Raw genomic sequence first — 21,132 nt, 5'->3', positions numbered from 1 at the left:
TCGTGGGTCCGACGACCGTTCGTTCTCGGTCGTCACCCCCATGACGAGTGGCGGCGGGGAAAGGTAACACGGCCGGTCCGGCCCGGCGGGTTCGCGGCTTTACGGAACATGAAAGCTCGTTCACGATCACTGCGAGGGGGTGCAGGCTCGATCAGAAGGGGGCCCTATGCGGCCTGGCAGACGATCCTTGGGAGCGGTTGGCCTCACCCTCGGATTCCTCACTCTGGCGTTGTTCCTCGCCGCGCTGGCGATCGGCCCGACCGGGAGGACGGCTCTGGCCTCCGTCCCGGCGGCGCACGACGTCGCGTACGCGGCCGTCCCCGCCGCCGCTGTCCCCGGGACGGGCGTCTCCGGGGCCGCCGACGACGCGCCGCCGACCCGCCCCGGCGGGCTGCGGCCGTGCCCGGTGCCGTTCGCCGCCAACCCGACCGGCTACGCGTCCATCTGCTGGTCGGCCTCCTCCGACGACACGGGCGTCGCCGGGTACGACCTGTACCGCCTGGACCCGGACGGCTTCGTCCTCGCCGCCAGCACGACCAGCACGATCGGCGGCTTCTCCGGCGAGCTGAACCGCCTGTACACGATGTACGTCGTGGCCAGGGACCTGGCGGGGCACCTCAGCCCGCCGTCCGCCCTGATCACGGTGCCCGCGACGCTCGGGATGACCCCGACCGGCTCGCCGAGCCCGCTGCCGGGCGACCACGTGCCGCCGTCCAGGCCCACCGGGCTGCGCGACGCCTGCTTGCAGGACTATCCGGGCGTCACGTTCTGCTGGCAGGCGTCGACCGACAACGTGGCGGTGACGTCGTACGACGTGTACCGGGAGACGGCGACGGCGTACCGCAGGGTCGGCACGGTCCTTCCGCCGAGCCTGAACTTCGCCGAACCCGGCCTGGTCGCCGGGCAGCGTTACACGTACGTCGTGGTCGCCGAGGACGCGGGCGGCAACCTCAGCGCGCCGTCGGACCCGCTGTCCGCGCTGGCCAGGGAGGGGCTGCCGTCGCCCACGCCGTCGTCGGGCGCGCCGTGCACGGTGACGTACCGGGCCACGACGGGAGGGCCGCGGCTGGACGCCGAGCTCGTCGTGCGCAACACCGGCACGGCCCCGGTCGACGGGTGGACGCTGACGGTCGGCTACCCGGCGGCGGCCGCCGTGCGGCTCGTCTCGGGCTGGTCCGCGACCTGGACCCAGGCCGGTGCGGGCGTGGCCGGCGTGAACAAGCCGTGGAACAAGGTCATCGGGGTCGGCTCGCAGACCCAGGTCGGGTTCACCGCCGCGTACGCCGGCGGCGCGCCGCCCTCGCCGTTGAGCTTCGCGCTCAACGGGCAGACCTGCGCCATCGGCTGACGTTCCAGCTCGCAGCCTCTCGGCGGGGACGACCCGGGCGCCCCCGGCCCCTCCCCGCCGAGCCCAACCCCCTCGCCCCCGACCTGCCGGGCTGACCTGACGGGCCGCTGTGGCGAGCTCGACCGGCCGTCCGCCCCGGCCCGGCCGGGCTCGGGGCGAGCGTGTGCTCTCGGTGGCGGGGGTGCGCGGCTTCAGGCGCGCAGGGCGTCGAGGAGGCGGGACAGTGCCGCCTGGGTGTCGGCCAGCTCGTCCGGGGCCGACTGCGCCAGCCACAGCGCGGCCTCGTTCATCGCCCCGGACAGCAGGCGGGCCAGCGGCGCGAGCGGCTGGGCCGGGATGGCGCCGGACGCGATGAGCGCGGCCAGCGCCTCGGTCAGGTGCCGGACGCTGGTGGCCTCGTCGATCGCCCGCCACTCGTTCCAGCCCAGCACGGCGGGACCGTCGATCAGCATGATCCGCTGCACGTCGGGATCGGCCCCGGCCGCGACGAACGCCGCGCAGCCCGCCTTGAGCTGCGCCCACGGGTCGTCCTCGGCGTCGGCCGCCGCGGCGACCCGGTCGGCCACCTCGCGCTGCACCTGTTCCAGGACGGCCCGGAACAGGTCGGGCTTGCCCTCGAAGTGGTGGTAGAGGGCGCCTTTGGTGACGCCGGACTCGCCGACGATCTCCGCCAGCCCCACCCCGGCATAGCCCCTGGTCGCGAACAGGCGCCTCGCCGTGGCGAGCAACGTGCGGCGGGTGCGTTCCTTCTGCTCCGACCTGGTCACTGCGTCCCCTTTGACATACCGACGGTATCTCAAATAGTGTACGCCCACATACCGTTGGTACGTGAAACTGATGAGGAGGACCACATGGAGCTGAGCAGCGTGTATCCGGTGGTGTGCACGGCCGATCTCGCCGCGTCGAAGGACTTCTACGTCCGGCTGTTCGGATACGAGGTGACCTTCGAGGCCGACTGGTACGTGAGCCTGCGCCGCGGCCCGTACGAGCTGGCCCTGCTCGACCACCGGCACCCGACGTTGCCCGCCGCCTACCGCCGCCCGGTCGCGGGGCTGCTGCTCAACTTCGAGGTCGCCGACGTCGACGCCGAGTGGGAGCGCCTGGTCGGGCGCGAGGGGCTGACCCCGGAGCTGGCGCTGCGCGACGAGGACTTCGGCCAGCGGCACTTCATCGTCGCCGACCCCAACGGCGTCCTCGTGGACGTGATCACGCCGATCCCGCCCTCGCAGGAGTACGCGTCCCAGTACGCGCCCGAGTGAGACCGGCGCCGGGCGCTGGCCCCGTCGTCCGCGTACGTGAATCATGGAGGGGTGCGTACGGGTTTCGCCCATGAGGCGACGATCGTCATGGACGCGGACGGCGATGTGCGCGCCCCCGGCGCGGCGATCACCGTGGCGCTGTGCGGGCACTGGGAGCACGAGCCGCCCTGCCCGATCGCGGCGCACCACACGGCCGCCGACCGCCGGGGCGATGCCGTCCGGGTGCGGGTCCTGTTCGCGGCCGAGGCGGCGGCCGAGTCCGACGTGCGGGCCCGCATCGACGCCGCCCTGGCGCGGGGGACGCTCGACGGCCCGGACGGGGTCACCACCCGATGGCGGCTCCTGGACACCCGGCCAGGCCGCCCGCACGAGGCGGAACTGCCGCACCTCGAACGTCTCGTGCGCGGGTGAAAGCGTCCGAATTACCGCGGTCCCGGCTCGACGGCCCTCCGGTTCGGTCCCGACAAGTACGCTGACCGCTGTTTCCCGCGACAGTGAAGGAGCGCCGATGACCGCCGATCCGACGATGGCCAGGATCGGCCAAGGGGTGGACTTACACCACCACCAAGGCCGGCCCGAAGCCGCTCGCGATTTGTTCGCGCAGATCTGGGACGACATCGGCGGCGAGCAGGGCGATCCGCTGCACGTCTGCGTTCTGGCCCACTCGATGGCCGACGTCCAGGACGACGTGGACCAGGAGCTGGTGTGGGACCTGCGCGCGCTCGCCGCCGCCGACCGGGTCACCGACGAACAGGTGGCGCAGGCCGGGGTGGCGCTCCCGGTGGTGGCGCTGTACCCGTCGCTGCACCTGAACCTGGGCGAGTGCTACCGCAAACTGGGCGACCTGGACCGCGCCCGCCACCACCTCGACCAGGCCCGAGCCGGAATTGGCGCACTGGGCGACGACGGATACGGCCGACTCGTCAAAGGCGGCCTGGACCGCCTGGCCGACCTCCTGAATTCCAACAATCCCCCCACAAAACCCTGAACCGATTTCCCAAGCACCATTTCCCTCCGAATACCCAGGCCCCCTTCGGCGAATTCCTCAACAAAGCGAAAAATCAACGCACCCTGATCCCAGACAACAATGGCGCCAGATCACTTGAGTCCATCACCGCACCCGAACGCCTCACCCCCGGGCGGCGGCCGGGGAGGCAGGGACTCGGCGGGCCCGGTGGCCCGGTGGCCCGGTACACCCGGACGCCAGGCGGGCCTGATAGCCCGGCGAGCCAGGTGGACCCGGAGGCTCGGAGGTCAGCGGGGCCAGAAGCCTGGGCGCGAGGGCCGTCAGGGAGTCTGGCGGCACAGGGAGTCCGGGCGGCCCAGGGGCGGGCAAACCGGAAGCGGGCGGGCCAGGGAGCGGGGACCAAGGGGCGGAGAATCGAGAACCGGCGAGCGGGAACCTCCGCTCCATGCGGCCGTCGGGCGAGCCGAAGGTGTGCGCGGCCAGTGCAGCAAAAACGAGTGCGCCAACGTCGGGCGCGGCGAGAGTAGGGGCAGCAAGGGCACGCCAGCCTGACACACCTGCACCAGTTCCTCGCAGGGCCATGCCACCCGCCCCCAGCTCACCCGTGCACCGCCAGATCGCACCGCCCCACTTCGACATCCCCGCCCTGCCATACCGCCGCCGCGCCGCCCAACATCCCCGCCCGCTCGGCCGCACCGCCCGATCGCGCCGCCGGGCTGCACCGCGCCGGCCGACCGCGCGCTCCGCCGCCGCCTCACACGCCGTGCCGCTTGGTCATGCCGCCCGTCCCCTCTGCCGGGGCCGCCCTTACGCCGCCACCCACCGGGACGCTCGGTCGCAGGTTTTCTTCGCCGGATGTCTGGCCTCGACCGCTCCGACCCCACGGGGCCGGTCGTTCCTCAGCAGCCATGAACCCCTCGACGCCCGCAGCCCTCAGAACCTTGCCTGAGAAGGCTCGGCATCCCACGGCCTCATCGGCGCGACACCTGCCACCTCGCCGGTACGCCCCTACCGACGCACGCCGGAGGCCATCGGCAGGCCCAAAGGGCGGACGCAACCCCATGGCTCAGGCTTTCTCCTGCGAGCCCAGATCACGAATTCGCCACCCGGAGATCACCCACTACCCAGAGTCACAGAATCCCCCGAACTTTGACCGGAAACCCTTACCTGACGTCATTCATGCTGACGGACAAACTGCGCCCCTGAAAGCTCTCGACAAAGCGATCATGCGGATTATGCTTCATCGCGCAATTTGTACGTATTTGCCGCCAATCGCGGTGGGTTTTACGGGGAGACACCATGACCGACGACGTGAAAGGCCCGGGGGCCGGCACACGCGTTCACGAGGCCATATCCACCCAAGCCAGGAAAAGTCCTGACAGGATCGCCGTCATAGCCGGCACCACCCGCCTCACCTACGCCGACCTGGACCGCACGGCCAACGGCATCGCCCACACGCTGCTCGACCGCGGCATCGGACGCGGCCACCACGTCGGCGTCTGCCTGGACCAGGGCGAATGGCTGCTCCCGGCGATCCTGGGCGTGTGGAAGGCGGGCGCGGCCTACGTTCCGCTCGACCCCGCCTACCCCGCCGAACGCTTACGGTTCATGGCCGCGAACGCCGAGGTCACCGCCGTGCTCTCCGCGACCGCGCAGGCGGCGACGGCCGCACTCACGGGAGCGGAGGTCGTCCACGTGGACGACGTCGCGCCGCGCGAGGACGCGCCCGGCGTCGCGGGAGACGCCGCCGACGCCGCGTACGTGATCTACACCTCCGGCTCCACCGGGACCCCCAAGGGCGTGGTCGTGGAGCACCGCAACACCATGAACTTCCTGGCCTGGGGCGCGTCGGCGTACACCGCCGAGGAGCTGGGCGGCATGCTGGCCAGCGCGTCGATCTGCTTCGACGCCTCGGTCATGCTGCTGTTCGTCCCGCTCGTCGCCGGCGGCACGGTCATCATGGCGGAGAACCTGCTCGCGCTGCCGTCCCTGCCCGCCCGCGACGAGGTGAGGACGGTCTTCGGCGTCCCCTCCGCGCTGTCGGTGCTGCTGCGCGACCCGCTGCCGGCCGGGGTGCGTACGGTGGTGTCGGGCGGCGAGCCGCTGACCGCCGCGCTGATCCGCCAGATCTACGCCAACCCGGGCGTCCGGCGCGTACTCAACATGTACGGCCCGACGGAGTGCAGCACCGCCTGCACCTTCTTCGAGGCGGGACGCGACTTCGACGGCGAGCCGCCCCTCGGCGAGCCGCTGGCCGGGGCCGTGCTGTCGGTGCGCGACGCGCAGGGCCGGCCCGTCCAGGACGGCGAGCTGGGCGAGCTGTGGATCGGCGGGCCCGTGGTGGCCCGCGGATACCTGGGGGTGGACTCCCCCGCGTTCGGCTCCGGCCCGGACGGCGTCCGCGTCTACCGCAGCGGCGACCTGGTCCGCCGGGTGGACGGCGAGCTGCGCTACGCGGGCCGGGCCGACGACCAGGTCAAGATCCGCGGCATCCGGGTGGAACTCGGCGAGGTGGAGGCCGTCCTGGGCGGCCACCCCGCGGTGCGGCGGGCCGTTGTGGTCGCGCAGACCGGCGACGACGGGACCGCCCACCTGGTCGGCCACGTCGCCGCGACCGGGGTGAGCGAGCCCGAGCTGCGCGAGTGGCTGGGCGACCGGCTGCCCGGCCACCTGGTCCCGGCCCGGATCGGGGTCGGCGAGAGCCTGCCGCTGGCCCCCACCGGCAAGGTCGACCGCGCCGCCCTGCCCAGGCTCGGCTCCACGCGGCTGGTCGCCGCCGCGCCGGTCGCGCCGCGGACCGACGACGAGCGGCTGGTGGCCGACGTCATCGCCGAGGTGCTCGGCCTCGACGGGATCGGCGTGCTGGACCGCTTCGCCGACCTGGGCGGACACTCCCTGGCCGCGGTGCGGGTGGTGAACGAGCTGTCGCGGCGGCTGGGGCACACCGTGCCGCCGGCGGCGTTCCTGACCGAGCCCACGGCGGCCGGGCTGGCGTCCCGGCTGCGCGAGACCGTCCAGGAGCCGGTGCGGCGGGACGGCGGCCGGAGCACGTACCCGCTGACCGGCATGCAGCGCGAGTTCTGGACCCTGCGGCAGCTCCATCCGGGCAAGCCGGTCACCACCGTGTCGGTCCGGCTGCGGGTGAGCGGCCTGCGGGACGCCGCGCCGCTGCGGGCGGCGCTGGACGCCGTCGTGGCCCGGCACGAGGTGCTGCGCAGCACCGTCGCCGTGGCCGAGGACGGCGTGCCGTACGCCGTGACGCATCCGCCGGTTCCGGTGCCGTTCGGCGAGCACGGCCCCGAGGCCGACCCGGAGCGGGTGGCCAGGCGCGCGGGCGCGTACGTGTTCGACGTGGCGGCCGAGGTGCCGCTGGTCCGGGCCGAGCTGTGCTGGACCGGCGAGGCGGTTGCCGAGCTCGTGGTCGTGACCGATCACCTCGCCTTCGACGGCGGCTCGGTCGGCGTCCTGATGGACGAGCTGGCCGCCGGGCTGGCCGGACGTCCGGTGGCCGGGCCCGCGGTCCAGGTCGGCGACGTGGCCGTGCGCGAGCAGGAGGGGCATCCGGAGCTGCCGCGGCTGCGCGAGTTCTGGCAGCGGGAGCTGTCGGGCGCGCCGGTGACGCCTCCTGCGCCCGCCGACCTGGCGGCGGCGCGGGTGACCAGGCCGCTGCCGGAGGAGTTCGTGACCGGCGTGTCCGCCCTGGCCAGGCGGTGCGGCGCCACCCCGTTCGCGGTCTACCTGGCCGGGCTCGCCCTGGCCGGCGCCGAGCCGGACACGCTGATCGGCGCGGTCGCGGCGCGCCGCGCCGGCGCCGAGCTCGCCGGGGTCGTCGGCCCGCTGGTCGACACCGTGCCGGTACGGCTGCGTACCGGCGAGGCCGCGACCTTCCGCGACCTGGTGCGCCAGGCCGCGGACGCCACCACGCGGGCGCTGATCCACCAGGAGATCCCGCCCGCCGAGCTGCCCCGCGCCGCCGTGCTGCTGGCCATGCAGCACAGCGAGGTCCCCGTGCGCGTGGACGGCCTGGAACTGCTCACCGAACTCGGTTCGGGAGCCGCCGGTCACGAGCTCAGCGTGCTGGTCAACCGCACCGCGTCCGGCGGCGAGCTGCACCTGGAGTACGCCACCGCGCTGCTCGATCGAGGCCGCGCCGAGGCGTACGCGGACCGCCTGATCGCCCTGCTCCGGCACGCCATGACGGACCCCGGCCGGGAGCTGGAGCTCGTCACCCCGGACGAGCGGGCCGCGCTGCTGGCGCTGTCCGCCGGGCCGGAGCTGCCGCGGCCGCTGCCGACCGTGCCGCGGTCGATCGCGGCCCACACCACGGGAACGGCCGTGGTCGGCCCCGACGGCACGTCGCTGAGCTTCGCCGACCTGAACGACTGGGCCGACCGGGCGGCGGCGACGCTGCTGGAGCGCGGCGTGGCGCCGGGGGACGTCGTCGGCGTCTGCCTGCCGCGCGACCGGCTGATGCCCGCCGTCCTGCTGGCGGTGTGGCGGGCGGGCGCGGCCTACCTGCCGATGGATCCCGAGCACCCGGCCGAGCGGCTGCGGCTGCTGGCCGAGGACGCCGGGGCCCGCGTCGTGCTGGCCAGGGGCAGCGTGCCGGGGCTCGACGTCCTGGACCTCGACCGGCTGGAGCTGGACGGCCGCGCCGAGCTGCCCGAGGTCCGGCCAGGCGACCTGGCGTACGTGATGTACACCTCCGGCTCGACGGGCACGCCCAAGGGCGTCGAGGTCACCCACGCGAACCTGGCCGCCCTGGTGGCGGGCACGGCGGCCGCGCTGCGCATGGGCCCGGACGACGTGCAGCCGGCCGTGGCGCCGCTGACGTTCGACGCCGCAGCCTCCGAGCTGTGGACGGTCCTGACCTGCGGCGGGACCAGCGTGGTGGTGGACAGGGCCACCGCCAGGGACGGTCACGCGCTGGCCGAGGCGGCCGCCAAGGCCACGGTGCTCGACCTGGTGCCGACGGCGTACCGGATGCTGATCGAGGCCGGCTGGACCGGCGACGCGGAGCTGCGCGCGGTCACCGGCGGCGAGGCGCTGGACCCGGCCCTGGCGGCGGAGATCCTGGCGCGGGCCGGCGAGCTGTGGAACGCCTACGGCCCCACCGAGGCCACCGTCACCTCGACCATGCACCGCGTGTCCGCCGGCGAGCCCGGCCCGGTGCCGATCGGCTCGCCGATGCCCGGCGAGCGGGCCTACGTCGTCGACTCGCGGCTGCGGCTGCTGCCGCCGGGCGCGGTGGGCGAACTGCTGCTGGGCGGCGCGGGCGTGGCTCGGGGATACCGGAACCGTCCGGGGCTGTCCGGATTCGTGGAGGATCCCTTCGTCCCCGGCGGCAGGTGCTACCGGACGGGGGACCTCGCGCGCCGGCGGCCCGACGGGACGCTGGAGTTCCACGGCCGCCGCGACCACCAGGTGAAGGTCCGCGGCTACCGCATCGAGCTGGGCGAGGTCGAGGCCGTGCTGCACGAGGTGGCCCAGGGCGCGGTGACCGTGTCCGGCACGGGCGCCCAGGCCCACCTGGTCGGCTACGTCACGCCGGAGACGGCCGATCCGGCGGCGGTGGAACGACATCTGCGCGCCCGGCTGCCCGACCACATGGTGCCGCGGCGGTGGGTGGCGCTGGCCGCCCTGCCCACCCTGTCCAGCGGCAAGGTGGACCGCGACGCCCTGCCCGAGCCCGGTGACGGCCCGCGGGCCGAACGGGTCGCGCCCGCCTCCGACGCCGAGATCATGGTCGCCTCGATCTGGTCGGCGGTGCTCGGCCGTCCGGCCGTCTGGGCCGACGACGACTTCTTCGCCCTGGGCGGCAGCTCCTTCGCCGCCACCCGCGTGGCCGGGCGGCTCCGCGAGGTCCTGCAGCTCGCCGTGCCGGTGCGGCTGCTGTTCGACCGTCCGGTGCTCGCCGACTTCGCCGCCGGCCTGGAAGAGCTGCTGCTCGCCGACCTGACGGGCGGGGTGGAGGCATGACCGAGGTGCAGCGGGACCGGGTCGCCGACCTGCTCCGTTCCCGGCTCGCGGCGGCGCGGGCCGCGGCCGAGACCCTTGAGGAGGCCGCTCCGGCGGGCATTCCGGCTCTGTCGGCCGCCGACATGCCGCTGTCCCCGCTCCAGGAGCGGCTGTGGTTCCTGGCCCAGCTCGAGCCGGACTCCCCCGCCTACAACGTGCCGCAGGCGCTGCGGCTGCGCGGGCCGGTGGACCTCGACGCCCTCACCGGCGCGCTGGCCGACGTGGGCGAGCGGCACTGGGTGCTGCGCGGCGTCGTCGAGGGCCGGCGGGTGCGGCCGGCCGCCGGGGTGCCTGTCAGCGTGGTGGAGGTGACCCCCGAGTCGCTGGAGCGGGAGCTGCGGGCCGAGGCCTGGCGGCCCTTCCGGCTGGACGCCGAGCCGCCCATGCGGGCCACGGTGTTCCGGCTCGGCGCCGACGACCACGTGCTCGTGCTGGTCCTGCACCACATCGTGACCGACGCCTGGTCGGAGCAGGTGCTGCTGCGCGACCTGGCGGCGCTGTACGCGGCCCGGCTCGGCGCCGGCCCCCGGCCGGAGCCCCCGGCCCTGCAGTACGCCGACGTCGCCGCCTGGGAGGCCGGCCAGAACGCGCACGAGACGGCCGGCGAGACCGACCTGGACTGGTGGACGCGGCGGCTGGCCGGGCTGGCCCCGGTGCTCGACCTGCCCACCGACCGGCCACGGCCCGCCGTGCCGGCGTGGAGCGGGCGCACGGTCGGCTTCGAGGTGCACGGGGAGCTGGCGGCCAGGGTGCGGGCCACCGCCGGGACGACGCCGTTCATGGTCTTCCTGGCCGGGTTGCAGGCGCTGCTGGGCCGGTTGGCCGGCAGCGACGACATCGCGGTGGGCGTCCCGCACGCCGGACGGCACCATCCCGACACCGAGGGCGTGGTGGGCTGCTTCCTCAACACCCTGGTGCTGCGTACCGACGTCGGCGGCGACCCCACCGGCCGCGAGCTGCTGGCCCGCGCCCGCACGACCGCGCTGGACGCCTTCGCCCACAGCCGCACGCCGTTCGAGCGGATCGTGGAGCGGTTGCAGCCGGAGCGGAACCTGTCGGTCACCCCGCTGTTCCAGGTGATGCTGAACGTGTACGACAGCGTCACGCCGATGAGCCTGCCCGGGGTCGAGGTGGTGGCCGAACGGCTGACGTCGCCGACGGCCAAGTTCGACCTCAACCTGACGCTGGAGGATCGCGGGGACGCGTTCGACGGCGTGCTCGAATTCCGCACCGACCTGTTCGACGAGGCGACCGTCCGCAGGCTGGTGGACTGGTACCTCGCCCTGCTCGGCGGGATGCTGTCCGATCTGGACGCGCCGGTCGTGGCCGTGCCGCTGGAGCCGGTGACCGGGCCGGTCCTGGCCGGACCCCCGCCCACCGTCGCGCCCGGCCAGGCCGTGCACCACCTGATCGAACGCTGGGTGGACACCACCCCGGACGCGCCCGCCGTCGTGGGCGCGGATCGCAGCCTGTCCTACGCCGAGCTGGAGTCCGCCGCCAATGGCGTCGCGCACTGGCTGATCGAGGCCGGGGTGCGCGCGGACGAGCCGGTCGGCGTGCTGCTGGAGTCCGGGGCTTCCCTGGCGTGCGCGCTGTTCGGCATCCAGAAGTCCGGCGGCGGATATCTGCCGATGGACCCGACTTATCCGGCGGCGCGGATCGCGACCATGCTCGACGCCGCCGGAGTCCGAGCCGTGATCACGATGTCGGAGTTCACCGACCGCCTCGGCCCGGACGTGCGGGTCCTGGAACTGGACCGACTGCCCGACCTGCCCGCCGAGCGACCCCGCGTGGACGTCCGGCCCGAGCACCTGCACCACGTCATCTTCACCTCCGGCTCCACCGGCACCCCCAAGGCCGTCGCCGCCGAACACCGCAACGTCCTGAGCTACCTCAACGGGATGCTGCCCCGCATCGACGTCCCCGGTGGGTCGTTCGCCGTCGTCTCCACACCGGCGGCCGACTTCGGGCTCACCTGCGTGTTCGGGGCGCTCACCACCGGCGGAACCGTCCACCTGCTGCCGCGTGAGACCGCGATGGACCCCACCGCGTTCGCCGACTACCTCACCCACCACCAGGTGGACGTCGTCAAATGCGTCCCGAGCCACCTGGAACTCCTGGCCTCGGGCGGCGACCTGACCGCCGTCCTGCCGGGCGAACTTCTCATCCTCGCCGGCGAAGCCTGCCCCTGGGACCTCGTCGAACGAGCCCAGAGCGCCAAACCCGGCCTGCGCATCCAGAGCCACTACGGCCACACCGAATCCACCATGATCTGCCTGGTCTGCGAAACCGACCAGATCCCCGCGGAACGCCGGACCGGGATCGTCCCGCTGGGCCGTCCCCTGCCGGGTGTCCATGGCCATCTGGTGGACTCGCGGCTGCGGCCGGTCCCGCCGGGCGTCCCTGGCGAGCTGGTCGTCGGCGGTCCCGGCGTCACCCGCGGCTACATCGGGCTGCCCGAACTGACAGCCGAGCGGTTCGTCCCGGATCCGCTGACCGGCGACGAGCGCTGTTACCGCAGCGGCGACCTGCTCCGCCTCACCGCTGACGGACAGATCGAGTTCCGCGGCCGGGTCGACGACCAGGTCAAGGTGCGCGGCTACCGCGTCGAACTCGGCGAGGTCGTCACCGCCCTGCGAGCCCTCCCCCAGATCTCCGAAGCCGTCGTCCTGCCCGTCGGCGAGGGCAAGGCCAGGCAACTGGCCGCCTGGGTCACCCCCGCCACGGCGAACGTCCCGGCGGTCCGCTCGGCGCTGCGCGAACGGCTGCCCGACTACATGGTCCCCGCCCACGTCGTCGCGCTCGACCGGCTTCCCCTCAATCCGAACGGGAAGATCGACCGAGCCGCCCTCCCCGAACCGCAGCAGGAGGCGGCGGCCTTCGTGCCGCCGAGCACGGCCGCGGAGCGGCTGGTGGCCCAGGCGTGGGCCGAAGTGCTCGACGTGGAGCAGGTGGGGGCGAACGACGACTTCTTCACGCTGGGCGGGCACTCCTTCGCCGCCACCCGGGTGGCGGGCCGCCTGCGCGAGCAGCTCGGCGTCGCCGTACCGGTGCGGCTGCTCTTCGAGCACTCCGTGCTCGCCGACCTGGCCGCCGCGCTGCCCCGTCCCGCCTCGGCGGCGGTGGCGCGACGCGAGCGCGTGGACGGCCCGGCGCCACTGTCCGGCGCCCAGGCCAGGCTGTGGTTCCTCGCCCAGCTTGAGCCGGACGGCACGGCCTACAACGTCCCGATGACCTTGGGATTGCGCGGGCCGCTGCGGGCGGACGCGCTGCTGGGCGCGGTCAGGGACCTGGCCGAGCGGCACGAGGTGCTGCGCAGCGTGATCGTCGCCACCGGCGCCGAACCGGTCCTGGAGGTACGACCGGCCGCGGAGGTGCCGGTGACCACCGTGACCATCGACCGTTCCGAGGTCGAACGGGCGGTGGCCGAGCAGCTCGCCACGCCGTTCGCGCTGGACCGGGAGCCGCCGATGCGGGCGGTCCTGTTCGTGGTCGACGACGCGGAGCACGTGCTCTCCCTCACCTTCCACCACATCGCCACGGACGCCTGGACGCGCGGCCTCCTGCAGTCGGAGCTGTCGGCGCTGTACGCCGCCCGGCTGGGACTGCGCCCGCCGCCGGGCCCGCCGCCCGCCCAGTACGCGGAGGTGGCACCCGTCCCGGCCCTGGCCGATTTGGACTGGTGGGCGGAACGGCTGCGGGGGCTGCCGCCGGTGCTCGACCTGCCGACGGATCGTCCCCGGCCCGCGGTGGCCGACCCGGCGGGGGCCTCGCTGGAGGTCGAGCTGCCGGGGGAGCTGGCGGCCAAGGTGCGGTCGGCGCCGGGCATGACGCCGTTCATGGTGCTGCTGGCCGGGTTGCAGGCGCTGCTCGCGCGGCTGTCGGCGGTCCACGACATCGCGGTCGGCGTGCCGGTCAGCGGACGGGACCATCCCGACACCGAGGGCGTGGTGGGCTGCTTCATCAACACCGTCGTGGTCCGCACCGACCTGGGCGGCGACCCGACCGGCCGGGAGCTGCTGGACCGGGTCAAGGAGGCCGCGCTGGGCGCGCTCGCCCACGCGGGAGCGCCGTTCGACCGGGTGGTGGACCGGCTGCGGCCGGAACGCAACCTGGCCGCCACCCCGCTGTTCCAGGTGATGCTCAACTACATCCCCGACCAGGGACGTCCCGAGCTGCCCGGGCTGGAGGCGACCTCCATCGAGCTCCCCGAGCGGACGGCGAAGTTCGACCTGGACCTGTACGTGCTCGACAGCGGCCCCGGGTCGCCTCTGCGCGGCGGCTTCGGCTACCGCACGGACCTGTTCGACGAGGCGACCGTCCGCAGGCTGGTGGACTGGTACCTCGCCCTGCTGGACGGGATGCTGTCGGACCTGGACGCGCCGGTCGGGGCCGTGCCGCTGGAGCCGGTGACCGGGCCCGTCCTGGCCGGACCCGCGCCCGTGGACGCGCCCGGCCAGGCCGTGCACCACCTGATCGAACGCTGGGTGGACACCACCCCGGACGCGCCCGCCGTCGTGGGCGCCGACCGCAGCCTCACCTACTCCGAACTGGAAACCTCCGCCAACCGCATCGCGCACTGGCTGATCGAGGCCGGGGTGCGCGCGGACGAACCCGTCGGCGTGCTGCTGGAGCCCGGCGCCTCCTTGGCGTGCGCGCTGTTCGGCATCCAGAAGTCCGGCGGCGGATATCTGCCGATGGATCCGACCTATCCGGCGGCGCGGATCGCCGCGATGCTCGACGCCGCCGGAGTCCGAGCCGTGATCACAATGTCGGAGTTCACCGACCGTCTCGGCCCGGACGTGCGGGTCCTGGAACTGGACCGACTGCCCGACCTGCCCGCCAAGCGACCCCGCGTGGACGTCCGGCCCGAGCACCTGCACCACGTCATCTTCACCTCCGGCTCCACCGGCACCCCCAAGGCCGTGGCCGCCGAACACCGCAACGTCCTGAACTACCTGGGCGGCATGCTGCCCCGCATCGACGTCCCCGGCGGATCGTTCGCCGTGGTCTCCACACCGGCGGCCGACTTCGGCCTGACCTGCGTGTTCGGCGCGCTGACCACCGGCGGAACCGTCCACCTGGTGCCGCGCGAGACCGCGATGGACCCGGCCGCGTTCGCCGGATACCTGGCCGAGCACCGGGTGGACGTCGTCAAGTGCGTCCCGAGTCACCTGGAGCTGCTGGCCTCGGGCGGCGACCTGGCCGCCGTGCTGCCGGGCCGGCTGCTGATCCTGGCGGGCGAGGCGTGCCCGTGGGACCTGGTGGAGCGGGCCCGCGCCGCCCGTCCCGAGCTCAGGATCCAGAGCCACTACGGCCACACCGAGTCCACGATGATCTGCCTGGTGTGCGACACCGAGGAGATCCCCGCCGACCGGCGGACCGGCATCGTGCCGCTGGGCCGTCCGCTGCCCGGCGTGTACGGCCACCTGGTGGACGCCGGAATGCGGCCGGTGCCGCCCGGCGTGCCCGGCGAGCTGGTCGTCGGCGGCCCCGGGGTCACCCGCGGCTACATCGGGCTGCCCGAGCTGACCGCCGAGCGGTTCGTCCCCGACCCGCTGACCGGGCAGGGACGCTGCTACCGCAGCGGCGACCTGCTCCGCCTCACCGCCGACGGACAGATCGAGTTCCGCGGCCGGGTCGACGACCAGGTCAAGGTGCGCGGCTACCGGGTGGAGCTGGGCGAGGTCACCACCGCGCTGCGGGCGCTGCCCCAGGTCGCCGAGGCCGTCGTCCTGCCCGTCGGCGAGGGCAAGGCCAGGCAGCTCGCCGCCTGGGTGACGCCCGCGACCGTGGAGGCCGCGGCCGTGCGCTCGGCGTTGCGCGAGCGGCTGCCCGACTACATGGTCCCGGCGCACATCGTCACCCTCGACCACCTCCCCCTCAACCCCAACGGCAAGATCGACCGAGCCGCCCTCCCCGAGCCCAAGCCCGAAGTCACCGCCTTCGTGCCGCCGAGCACGGCGGCCGAGCGGCTGGTGGCCGAGGCGTGGGCGAAGGTGCTCGACGTGGCCGAGATCGGCGCCCACGACGACTTCTTCGCGCTCGGCGGCGACTCCTTCGCCGCCGTCCGCGCGGTCAAGGAGATCGGCCGCGGCCTGCGGGTGATCGACCTGTTCACCCGGCCGACCGTCGCCCAGCTGGCCGCCTTCCTCGGCCAGGACGGCGGCGCGGGGCTGCTGCACCGGCTCGGCGGGGGCCCGGCCAGCGAGTTCACCCTGCTCTGCGTGCCGTACGGCGGCGGTTCCGCGGCGGTGTACCAGCCGTTGGCGGCCGCGCTCGGGGACCGGGTGGAGGTGCTGTCGGTCGAGCTGCCCGGCCACGACCCCGCCAGGCCCGAGGAGCTGCCACTGCCCCTGGAGGACCTGGTGGAGGCGTTGTCCGCCGAAGTGGCGAAGTCCTCGACCAGCCGTCCGGTGGCCGTGTACGGCCACTGCGTCGGCTCCGCGCCGGCCGTGGCGCTGGCCCGCAGGCTGGAGGCCGACGGCGTGCCGGTACTGGGCGTGATCGCGGCGGGCAGTCTCCCGTCCGCGCGGCTGCCCGGCCTGGCCAGGAAGCTGTTCCGCGGCGACCGTCTGGTCTCCGACCGGCTGTTCCGCGACGCGCTGCGGGCGTCGGGCGGCCTGCTCGACGACATGGACGAGGCCGCCAAGGCGACCGCGGTGCGCGCCATGCGCCACGACTCCACGCAGGCGCAGGAGTGGTTCACCCGGGAGCTGGCCGCCGGCGGCCCGCGGCTGGCCGCGCCGATCCTGTGCCTGGTGGGCGAGCGGGACCGGGCCACCCAGCTGCACGAGGAGCGCTACGCCGAATGGGGCGCCTTCGCGACGAGGGTGGGACGCGCGGTGCTGCCCAGGGCCGGTCACTACTTCCTGCGCCATCAGGCCGAGCCGCTGGCCGCCCTGCTGTTCGACCAGCTACGGCGCTGGTCGGACGGCGAGCTCCCGGATCCGGTGCGCGCGCCTGACCGGACCGGCCTGCGCTCGTTCTACACCGTCGCCGGCGGTCAGTTCGCGTCGGCGGTGGGCAACGCGCTCAGCGCCTTCGCGCTGGGCATCTGGGCCTACCAGCGCAGCGGCGAGATCCTGGACCTGGCGCTGGTCACGATGCTGGCGCAGATCCCGGCCGTGCTGCTCACCCCGCTCGGCGGCGCGCTGGCCGACCGGGTGGACCGGCGGCGGATCATGCTCGCCTGCGACGCCCTGTCGGGTGTGGCGATGGGGGCGCTGGTGCTGCTGATGGCGACCGGCCGGCTGGAGTTGTGGAACGTCTGTCTCATCGTCGCCGTCACCTCGATGGTCACGGCGTTCCATCAGCCCGCCTACCTGGCCGCGATCGCGCAGCTGGTGCCCAAGCCGTACCTGCCGCAGGCCAACGCCATGGCCAACCTGGGGTTCGGCGCGGGCAACGTGGTGGCCCCGCTCGCGGGCGGGGCGCTGATCGGCCTGTTCGGGCTGTCAGCCGTGATCTCCATCGACGTGGCCACGTTCGCGATCGGCGTCGGGACGCTGCTCGCGGTCAGGTTCCCGGACCGGCTGTTCCACCGGCGGGAGGAGAGCTTCCGGGCGGCGCTGAGCGGCGGATGGCGCTTCATCCGGCGGCGACGGCCGCTGCTGGTGATGGCGGTCTTCTTCGCGGTGGTCAACTTCTGCACCGCGCTGATGTGGGTGCTCATCACCCCGATCGTGCTGTCCATCGGCAGCTCGGCCGACCTGGGCGTGGTGACGGCCGCCGGCGGTCTCGGCGTGGCGGCGGGCACGGGCGTGATCCTGGTGTGGGGCGGCAGCCGCCGCCGGGCGACCGGCATGATCGCCTTCGTGATCGGGTCCGGGGTCGGTGTCGTCCTGATGGGCGCGTGGCCGGTCGTGGGGCTGGTCGCGGTCGGCCTGTTCGTCCGGCTGGCCTGCATGAGCATCGGCAACGCGCACTGGCTGTCGGTCATCCAGACCAAGGTGGGGCCGGACCTGCAGGGCCGGGTGCTGGCGGTGAACGTCATGCTGGCCACGGCCATGCAGCCGCTGGGCTTCCTGTCGGCCGGTCCGCTGGCCGAGTGGGCGCAGCCGCTGACCTCCCGGCCGGGCGGCGGCGCCGCGGCGGTGCTGCTGGCCAGCGGCGTCCTGCTGGTGGTCTGGGGCCTGCTCGGGCTGCGTCACCGGCAGCTCCACCACATCGAGGACCTCATCCCCGACGCGGCGCCGCCCTCGGAGGCCGCCGCCGACCTGAACGCGATCCAGGAGAAGGTGCTGAACGGATGATCTTGGTATCCGCGTCCGACGTGCGGGCCGCCGCGGACCGCATCGCCCCGTTCGTCCGGCGCACGCCGCTGCTGCGGCTGCCCGGCGAACGCCTGTGGCTCAAGCCGGAGAACCGGCAGCCCACCGCCTCGTTCAAGGTGCGCGGCGCCGCGAACGCGGTGGCCCGGCTGGCCGGGCGGGGCATCACGCACGTCGTGGCCCAGTCCTCGGGCAACCACGCCCAGGCCATCGCCTACGCCGCCGCCCGGCACGGCCTGCGGGCCACCGTCGTCCTGCCCGACACCGCGCCGGAGCTCAAGGTGGAGGCCGCCCGCGGGCTCGGCGCCGAGGTGGTCATCGTGCCGCCGGCGCTGCGCGAGATCACCTGCCTGGCGCTGGCCGACCATCTCGGGGCGACCGTCGTGCGGTCCGACGACTTCGACGTGATCGCCGGGCACGGCAGCGCCGGGGCGGAGATCGTCCTCGACCTTCCTGAGGCGGGCACGATCCTGGTGCCGGTCTGCAACGGCGGCCTGCTGGCCGGCGTCGCGGTGGCGGCCAAGGCCGCCGATCCGGCGATCACCGTGATCGGGGTCGAGCCCGAGCTCGCCGCCGACGGCGCGGCCAGCTTCCGCAGCGGCAGCCGTACGGCCTGGCCGGTGGAGCTGACCTACCGCACCAGGGCCGACGGGTTGCGCGGCCCCGTCCTGGGCGAGCTGGCCTGGGAGCACATCCACCGGTACGTGGACGACATGCTGACCGTCGGCGAGGACGACATCGACGCCGCCGCCGGCCTGCTGTGGGACCGGCTGGGCGAGCGGGCCGAGCCCAGCGGGGCCGTGACCACCGCCGCCTACCTGGCCCATCAGGCGCTGCTGCCGGACGGGCCGGTCGTGGCGATCGTCTCCGGCGGCAACGTGGCGCCCGCCCTCCAGCCGGCGGCCCGGCAGGCGGAGTGACCCCCGCCCTCGCGTCCCATGGTCGCGGGACCACCATGGGACGCGAGGGGCGGGGACGGCCGCTACGCCTCCTCGGAGACCCCCAGGTACATCACGCTCGGGTGCGCGGGGTTGAAGGCGATGGAGGTGACCCGGTCGTAGGCGTTGTGGTTGACGGTGACGCGGTCCTTGCGGGACTCGTACTTGTAGATGTCCGTGCCGATCGCCGACCACCCGGTGCCGAAGTCGAAGTAGAGGACGTCGGCGTCCTTCGGGTGCGGGGCGAGCAGCGGCCCGTTGGGGATCGTCACCACCGCGTCCTGGTCCACGGCGGGGGTGAAGGTGCGGCCGCCGTCGTCGGAGCGGTAGATGTGCCGCCCGCCGGACGGCACGCCGGCGTCCAGCTCCGCCAGGTTGAGCCCCATCGCCCACACGACGTTCCCGGCGGCCGGGGAGATCGCGGCGCTGAACACGTTGACCCGCTCGCCGTTCCCGGCCAGCCCCTCGGCCGAGGCCCAGGTGCGGCCGCCGTCGAAGGTGACGCGGGCGCCGGTGTCGGAGGCGCCGAGCACCACGTGGTCCAGGTTCTGCGGGTCGAACACCGCCGTGTAGGACATGCGGGTGTCGCTCGGTGACCAGGCCGGCACGCCGGCGGGCTGCCAGGTGCGCCCGCCGTCCCGCGACTCGTGCAGCTGGCCCTGCAGGTCGGACGCCCGCAGGCGGTCGCCGTCGCCCCGGTCCACGCCGATCCCGATCAGGTCGCCGCCCGGCCCGGTGAGCGGCGTGACGCCCTCGGGCGTGGCGAGCGCAAGGTTGCCGTCGCGGTCCCAGGCGTAGGCCCGGCCGCCCTGGGCGGCGACCAGCTCGACGAAGGAACCCTTGACCTCGCCGGCCGCGTTCCAGGTGCAGCCGGCGTCCTTGGAGGCCAGCAACTGCCTGTTGGACATGGCCAGCAACTGGTTCGGACGGTCGAGCGCGACCAGCCCGGTGGTGTAGACAACGGGGCCGAGCACCTTGCTGGTGGACGCGATCTTCTTGCCGTCGTTCCACGCGTAGGTCACAGAGCCGTCACCGGCGACCGTCTGGCAGACCGGCCGGCTCCAGCCCGTGCCGTCGAAACCCTCGCCGGTGCTCCTCGCCATGGCCGGCGCGGCGGCCGACAGGACCGTCAACGCGGTCGCGAGCCCGATGGTGAACGCCTTCTTCAACACTGCCTCCCCGACAGGAATCTGGTACGCGTTCGTTCCTATCGGTGAATGCGATGCTCAGGCTAGGTCTGCCCGCGGCTGGTTCACGCCATGGCAGGTATCTGACAAACTGTTCGATCATGAACGCGGACGACAACGCCCTCGCCGCCGTCGGCGTGGACGCCGAGGACGAGCAGATCTACCGCACGCTGCTGCGCCGGCCGCGCACCACGCTGCCCGAGCTGGCCGCGCACACCGGCCGCACCACCGTGGCCCTGCGCCGGGCGTGCTCCCGGCTGGAGGCGCTCGGCCTGGTCAGCCGCATGGCCGGCCGCCCGGTCCGGTACGTCCCGACCAGGCCGGACGTGGCGGTGGCCGCCCTCATCTCCCGCCGCGAGGAGGGGCTGGCCCAGGCCAGGCTGGCCGCGCTCGCGCTGCTGGCCGAGACGCCGCGGACGGAGAACCTGGCCCCCGAGGAGCTGGTCGAGGTCGTCCAGGGGCAGGCGGCCGTGGTGCAGCGGTTCACCCAGTTGCAGCAGACCGCGACCGAGGAGCTCCTGGTGCTCGACCGGCCCCCGTACGCCCAGGACCCCTCCCAGCAGAACGCCCCCGAGATGGAACGCCTCGCGCACGGCCTCGTGGTGCGCGGCATCTACGACGCCTCGGCCCTGGAGATCCCCGGCAAGCTCCGTCTCGCCCAGGAGTCGGCGGCGGCCGGGGAGCAGGCCAGGGTGAGCCCCGAGGTGCCCATGAAGCTGGCCATCGCCGACCGCAGGACCGCCATCCTGCCGCTGAACGCCGACGCCTCGGCCCACTCCGGCAGCGCGGTCATCGTGCACTCCTCGTCGCTGCTCGACGCGCTGGTCGCGCTGTTCGAGGTCCTGTGGCGGGCGGCGCTGCCGCTCCCGCTCTACGACGCGAGCTCCCGCCCGGCCGACATGCCGGACCCCGAGCTGTTCACGCTGCTCGCGGCCGGGCTCAAGGACGAGGCGGTCGCCCGCCAGCTCGGGGTGAGCCTGCGCACGGTGCACCGCAGGGTCAGCGAGCTGATGGACCGGCTCGGCGCCCGCACCCGCTTCCAGGCCGGCCTGCTGGCGGCCCGCCGCGGCTGGTACGACCTGGACGCCTGACCGCCGTCCCGCCCGCGCGAAATCGTTTGCGCCCGCCCGGCCCGGACGGAT

10 protein-coding genes are annotated in these 21,132 nt (G+C 74.1%); 8 read left to right on the top strand and 2 right to left on the bottom strand.

Annotated elements, in window-relative coordinates; all coding sequences use genetic code 11:
- Positions 1-187: 187 nt before the first annotated feature.
- Complete coding sequence (locus ACIBQ8_RS33275) at positions 188-1,348, top strand: cellulose binding domain-containing protein (RefSeq protein WP_397193891.1); 1,161 nt, start codon at positions 188-190, stop codon at positions 1,346-1,348.
- Between the two features lie 191 nt (positions 1,349-1,539).
- On the opposite strand, the gene ACIBQ8_RS33270 is transcribed toward ACIBQ8_RS33275, so the two are convergent.
- Positions 1,540-2,115: a TetR family transcriptional regulator gene (locus tag ACIBQ8_RS33270; protein WP_397193890.1), complete on the bottom strand. Its 576-nt coding sequence runs from the start codon at positions 2,113-2,115 to the stop codon at positions 1,540-1,542.
- An 84-nt stretch (positions 2,116-2,199) separates the two neighbouring features.
- Between ACIBQ8_RS33270 and ACIBQ8_RS33265 the strand changes: the two genes are divergently transcribed.
- The 6 genes from ACIBQ8_RS33265 (at position 2,200) to ACIBQ8_RS33240 (ending at position 18,785) form a co-directional block, all read left to right on the top strand.
- On the top strand, positions 2,200-2,607 hold the full coding sequence (locus tag ACIBQ8_RS33265) for a VOC family protein (RefSeq protein WP_397178270.1): 408 nt from the start codon (positions 2,200-2,202) through the stop codon (positions 2,605-2,607).
- Positions 2,608-2,658: 51 nt separating this feature from the next.
- On the top strand, positions 2,659-3,018 hold the full coding sequence (locus tag ACIBQ8_RS33260; RefSeq protein ID WP_397193889.1) for a hypothetical protein: 360 nt from the start codon (positions 2,659-2,661) through the stop codon (positions 3,016-3,018).
- 97 nt (positions 3,019-3,115) lie between these two features.
- Entirely contained in the window at positions 3,116-3,595 is a 480-nt protein-coding gene (locus tag ACIBQ8_RS33255; protein WP_397193887.1) for a tetratricopeptide repeat protein, read from the top strand.
- A gap of 1,278 nt (positions 3,596-4,873) precedes the next feature.
- Complete coding sequence (locus tag ACIBQ8_RS33250) at positions 4,874-9,553, top strand: amino acid adenylation domain-containing protein (protein WP_397193886.1); 4,680 nt, start codon at positions 4,874-4,876, stop codon at positions 9,551-9,553.
- Positions 9,550-17,847 carry an amino acid adenylation domain-containing protein gene (locus ACIBQ8_RS33245; protein WP_397193884.1) on the top strand — a complete coding sequence of 2,766 codons (8,298 nt, stop codon included), beginning with the start codon at positions 9,550-9,552 and terminating at the stop codon, positions 17,845-17,847. The genes ACIBQ8_RS33250 and ACIBQ8_RS33245 overlap by 4 nt, the downstream gene beginning before the upstream one ends.
- On the top strand, positions 17,844-18,785 hold the full coding sequence (locus ACIBQ8_RS33240) for a threonine/serine dehydratase (protein ID WP_397193883.1): 942 nt from the start codon (positions 17,844-17,846) through the stop codon (positions 18,783-18,785). Before ACIBQ8_RS33245 ends, ACIBQ8_RS33240 begins: the two co-directional genes overlap by 4 nt.
- Before the next feature lie 62 nt (positions 18,786-18,847).
- Here ACIBQ8_RS33240 and ACIBQ8_RS33235 read toward each other — a convergent pair whose 3' ends face one another.
- On the bottom strand, positions 18,848-19,972 hold the full coding sequence (locus ACIBQ8_RS33235) for a WD40/YVTN/BNR-like repeat-containing protein (RefSeq protein ID WP_397193882.1): 1,125 nt from the start codon (positions 19,970-19,972) through the stop codon (positions 18,848-18,850).
- Between the two features lie 119 nt (positions 19,973-20,091).
- On the opposite strand from ACIBQ8_RS33235, the gene ACIBQ8_RS33230 reads away from it, so the two are divergent.
- Positions 20,092-21,081, top strand: coding sequence for a LuxR C-terminal-related transcriptional regulator (locus ACIBQ8_RS33230; protein WP_397178277.1), 990 nt, complete (start codon positions 20,092-20,094; stop codon positions 21,079-21,081).
- The last annotated feature ends 51 nt before the right edge of the window (positions 21,082-21,132 follow it).

The sequence above is a fragment of the Nonomuraea sp. NPDC049646 genome (assembly GCF_044465525.1).
In the GTDB taxonomy this organism is placed as follows: Bacteria; Actinomycetota; Actinomycetes; order Streptosporangiales; family Streptosporangiaceae; genus Nonomuraea.
The sequence above is the reverse complement of the archived record's forward strand: the minus strand, read 5'-3'. Positions and strand labels throughout refer to the sequence as shown.

Excerpts from the sequence above, each read along its gene's own strand:
- ACIBQ8_RS33240 (WP_397193883.1), top strand. The coding sequence starts at position 17,844 with ATGATCTTGGTATCCGCGTCCGACGTGCGGGCCGCCGCGGACCGCATC.
- ACIBQ8_RS33245 (WP_397193884.1), top strand. The coding sequence starts at position 9,550 with ATGACCGAGGTGCAGCGGGACCGGGTCGCCGACCTGCTCCGTTCCCGG.
- ACIBQ8_RS33250 (WP_397193886.1), top strand. The coding sequence starts at position 4,874 with ATGACCGACGACGTGAAAGGCCCGGGGGCCGGCACACGCGTTCACGAG.
- ACIBQ8_RS33265 (WP_397178270.1), top strand. The coding sequence starts at position 2,200 with ATGGAGCTGAGCAGCGTGTATCCGGTGGTGTGCACGGCCGATCTCGCC.
- ACIBQ8_RS33230 (WP_397178277.1), top strand. The coding sequence starts at position 20,092 with ATGAACGCGGACGACAACGCCCTCGCCGCCGTCGGCGTGGACGCCGAG.
- ACIBQ8_RS33255 (WP_397193887.1), top strand. The coding sequence starts at position 3,116 with ATGACCGCCGATCCGACGATGGCCAGGATCGGCCAAGGGGTGGACTTA.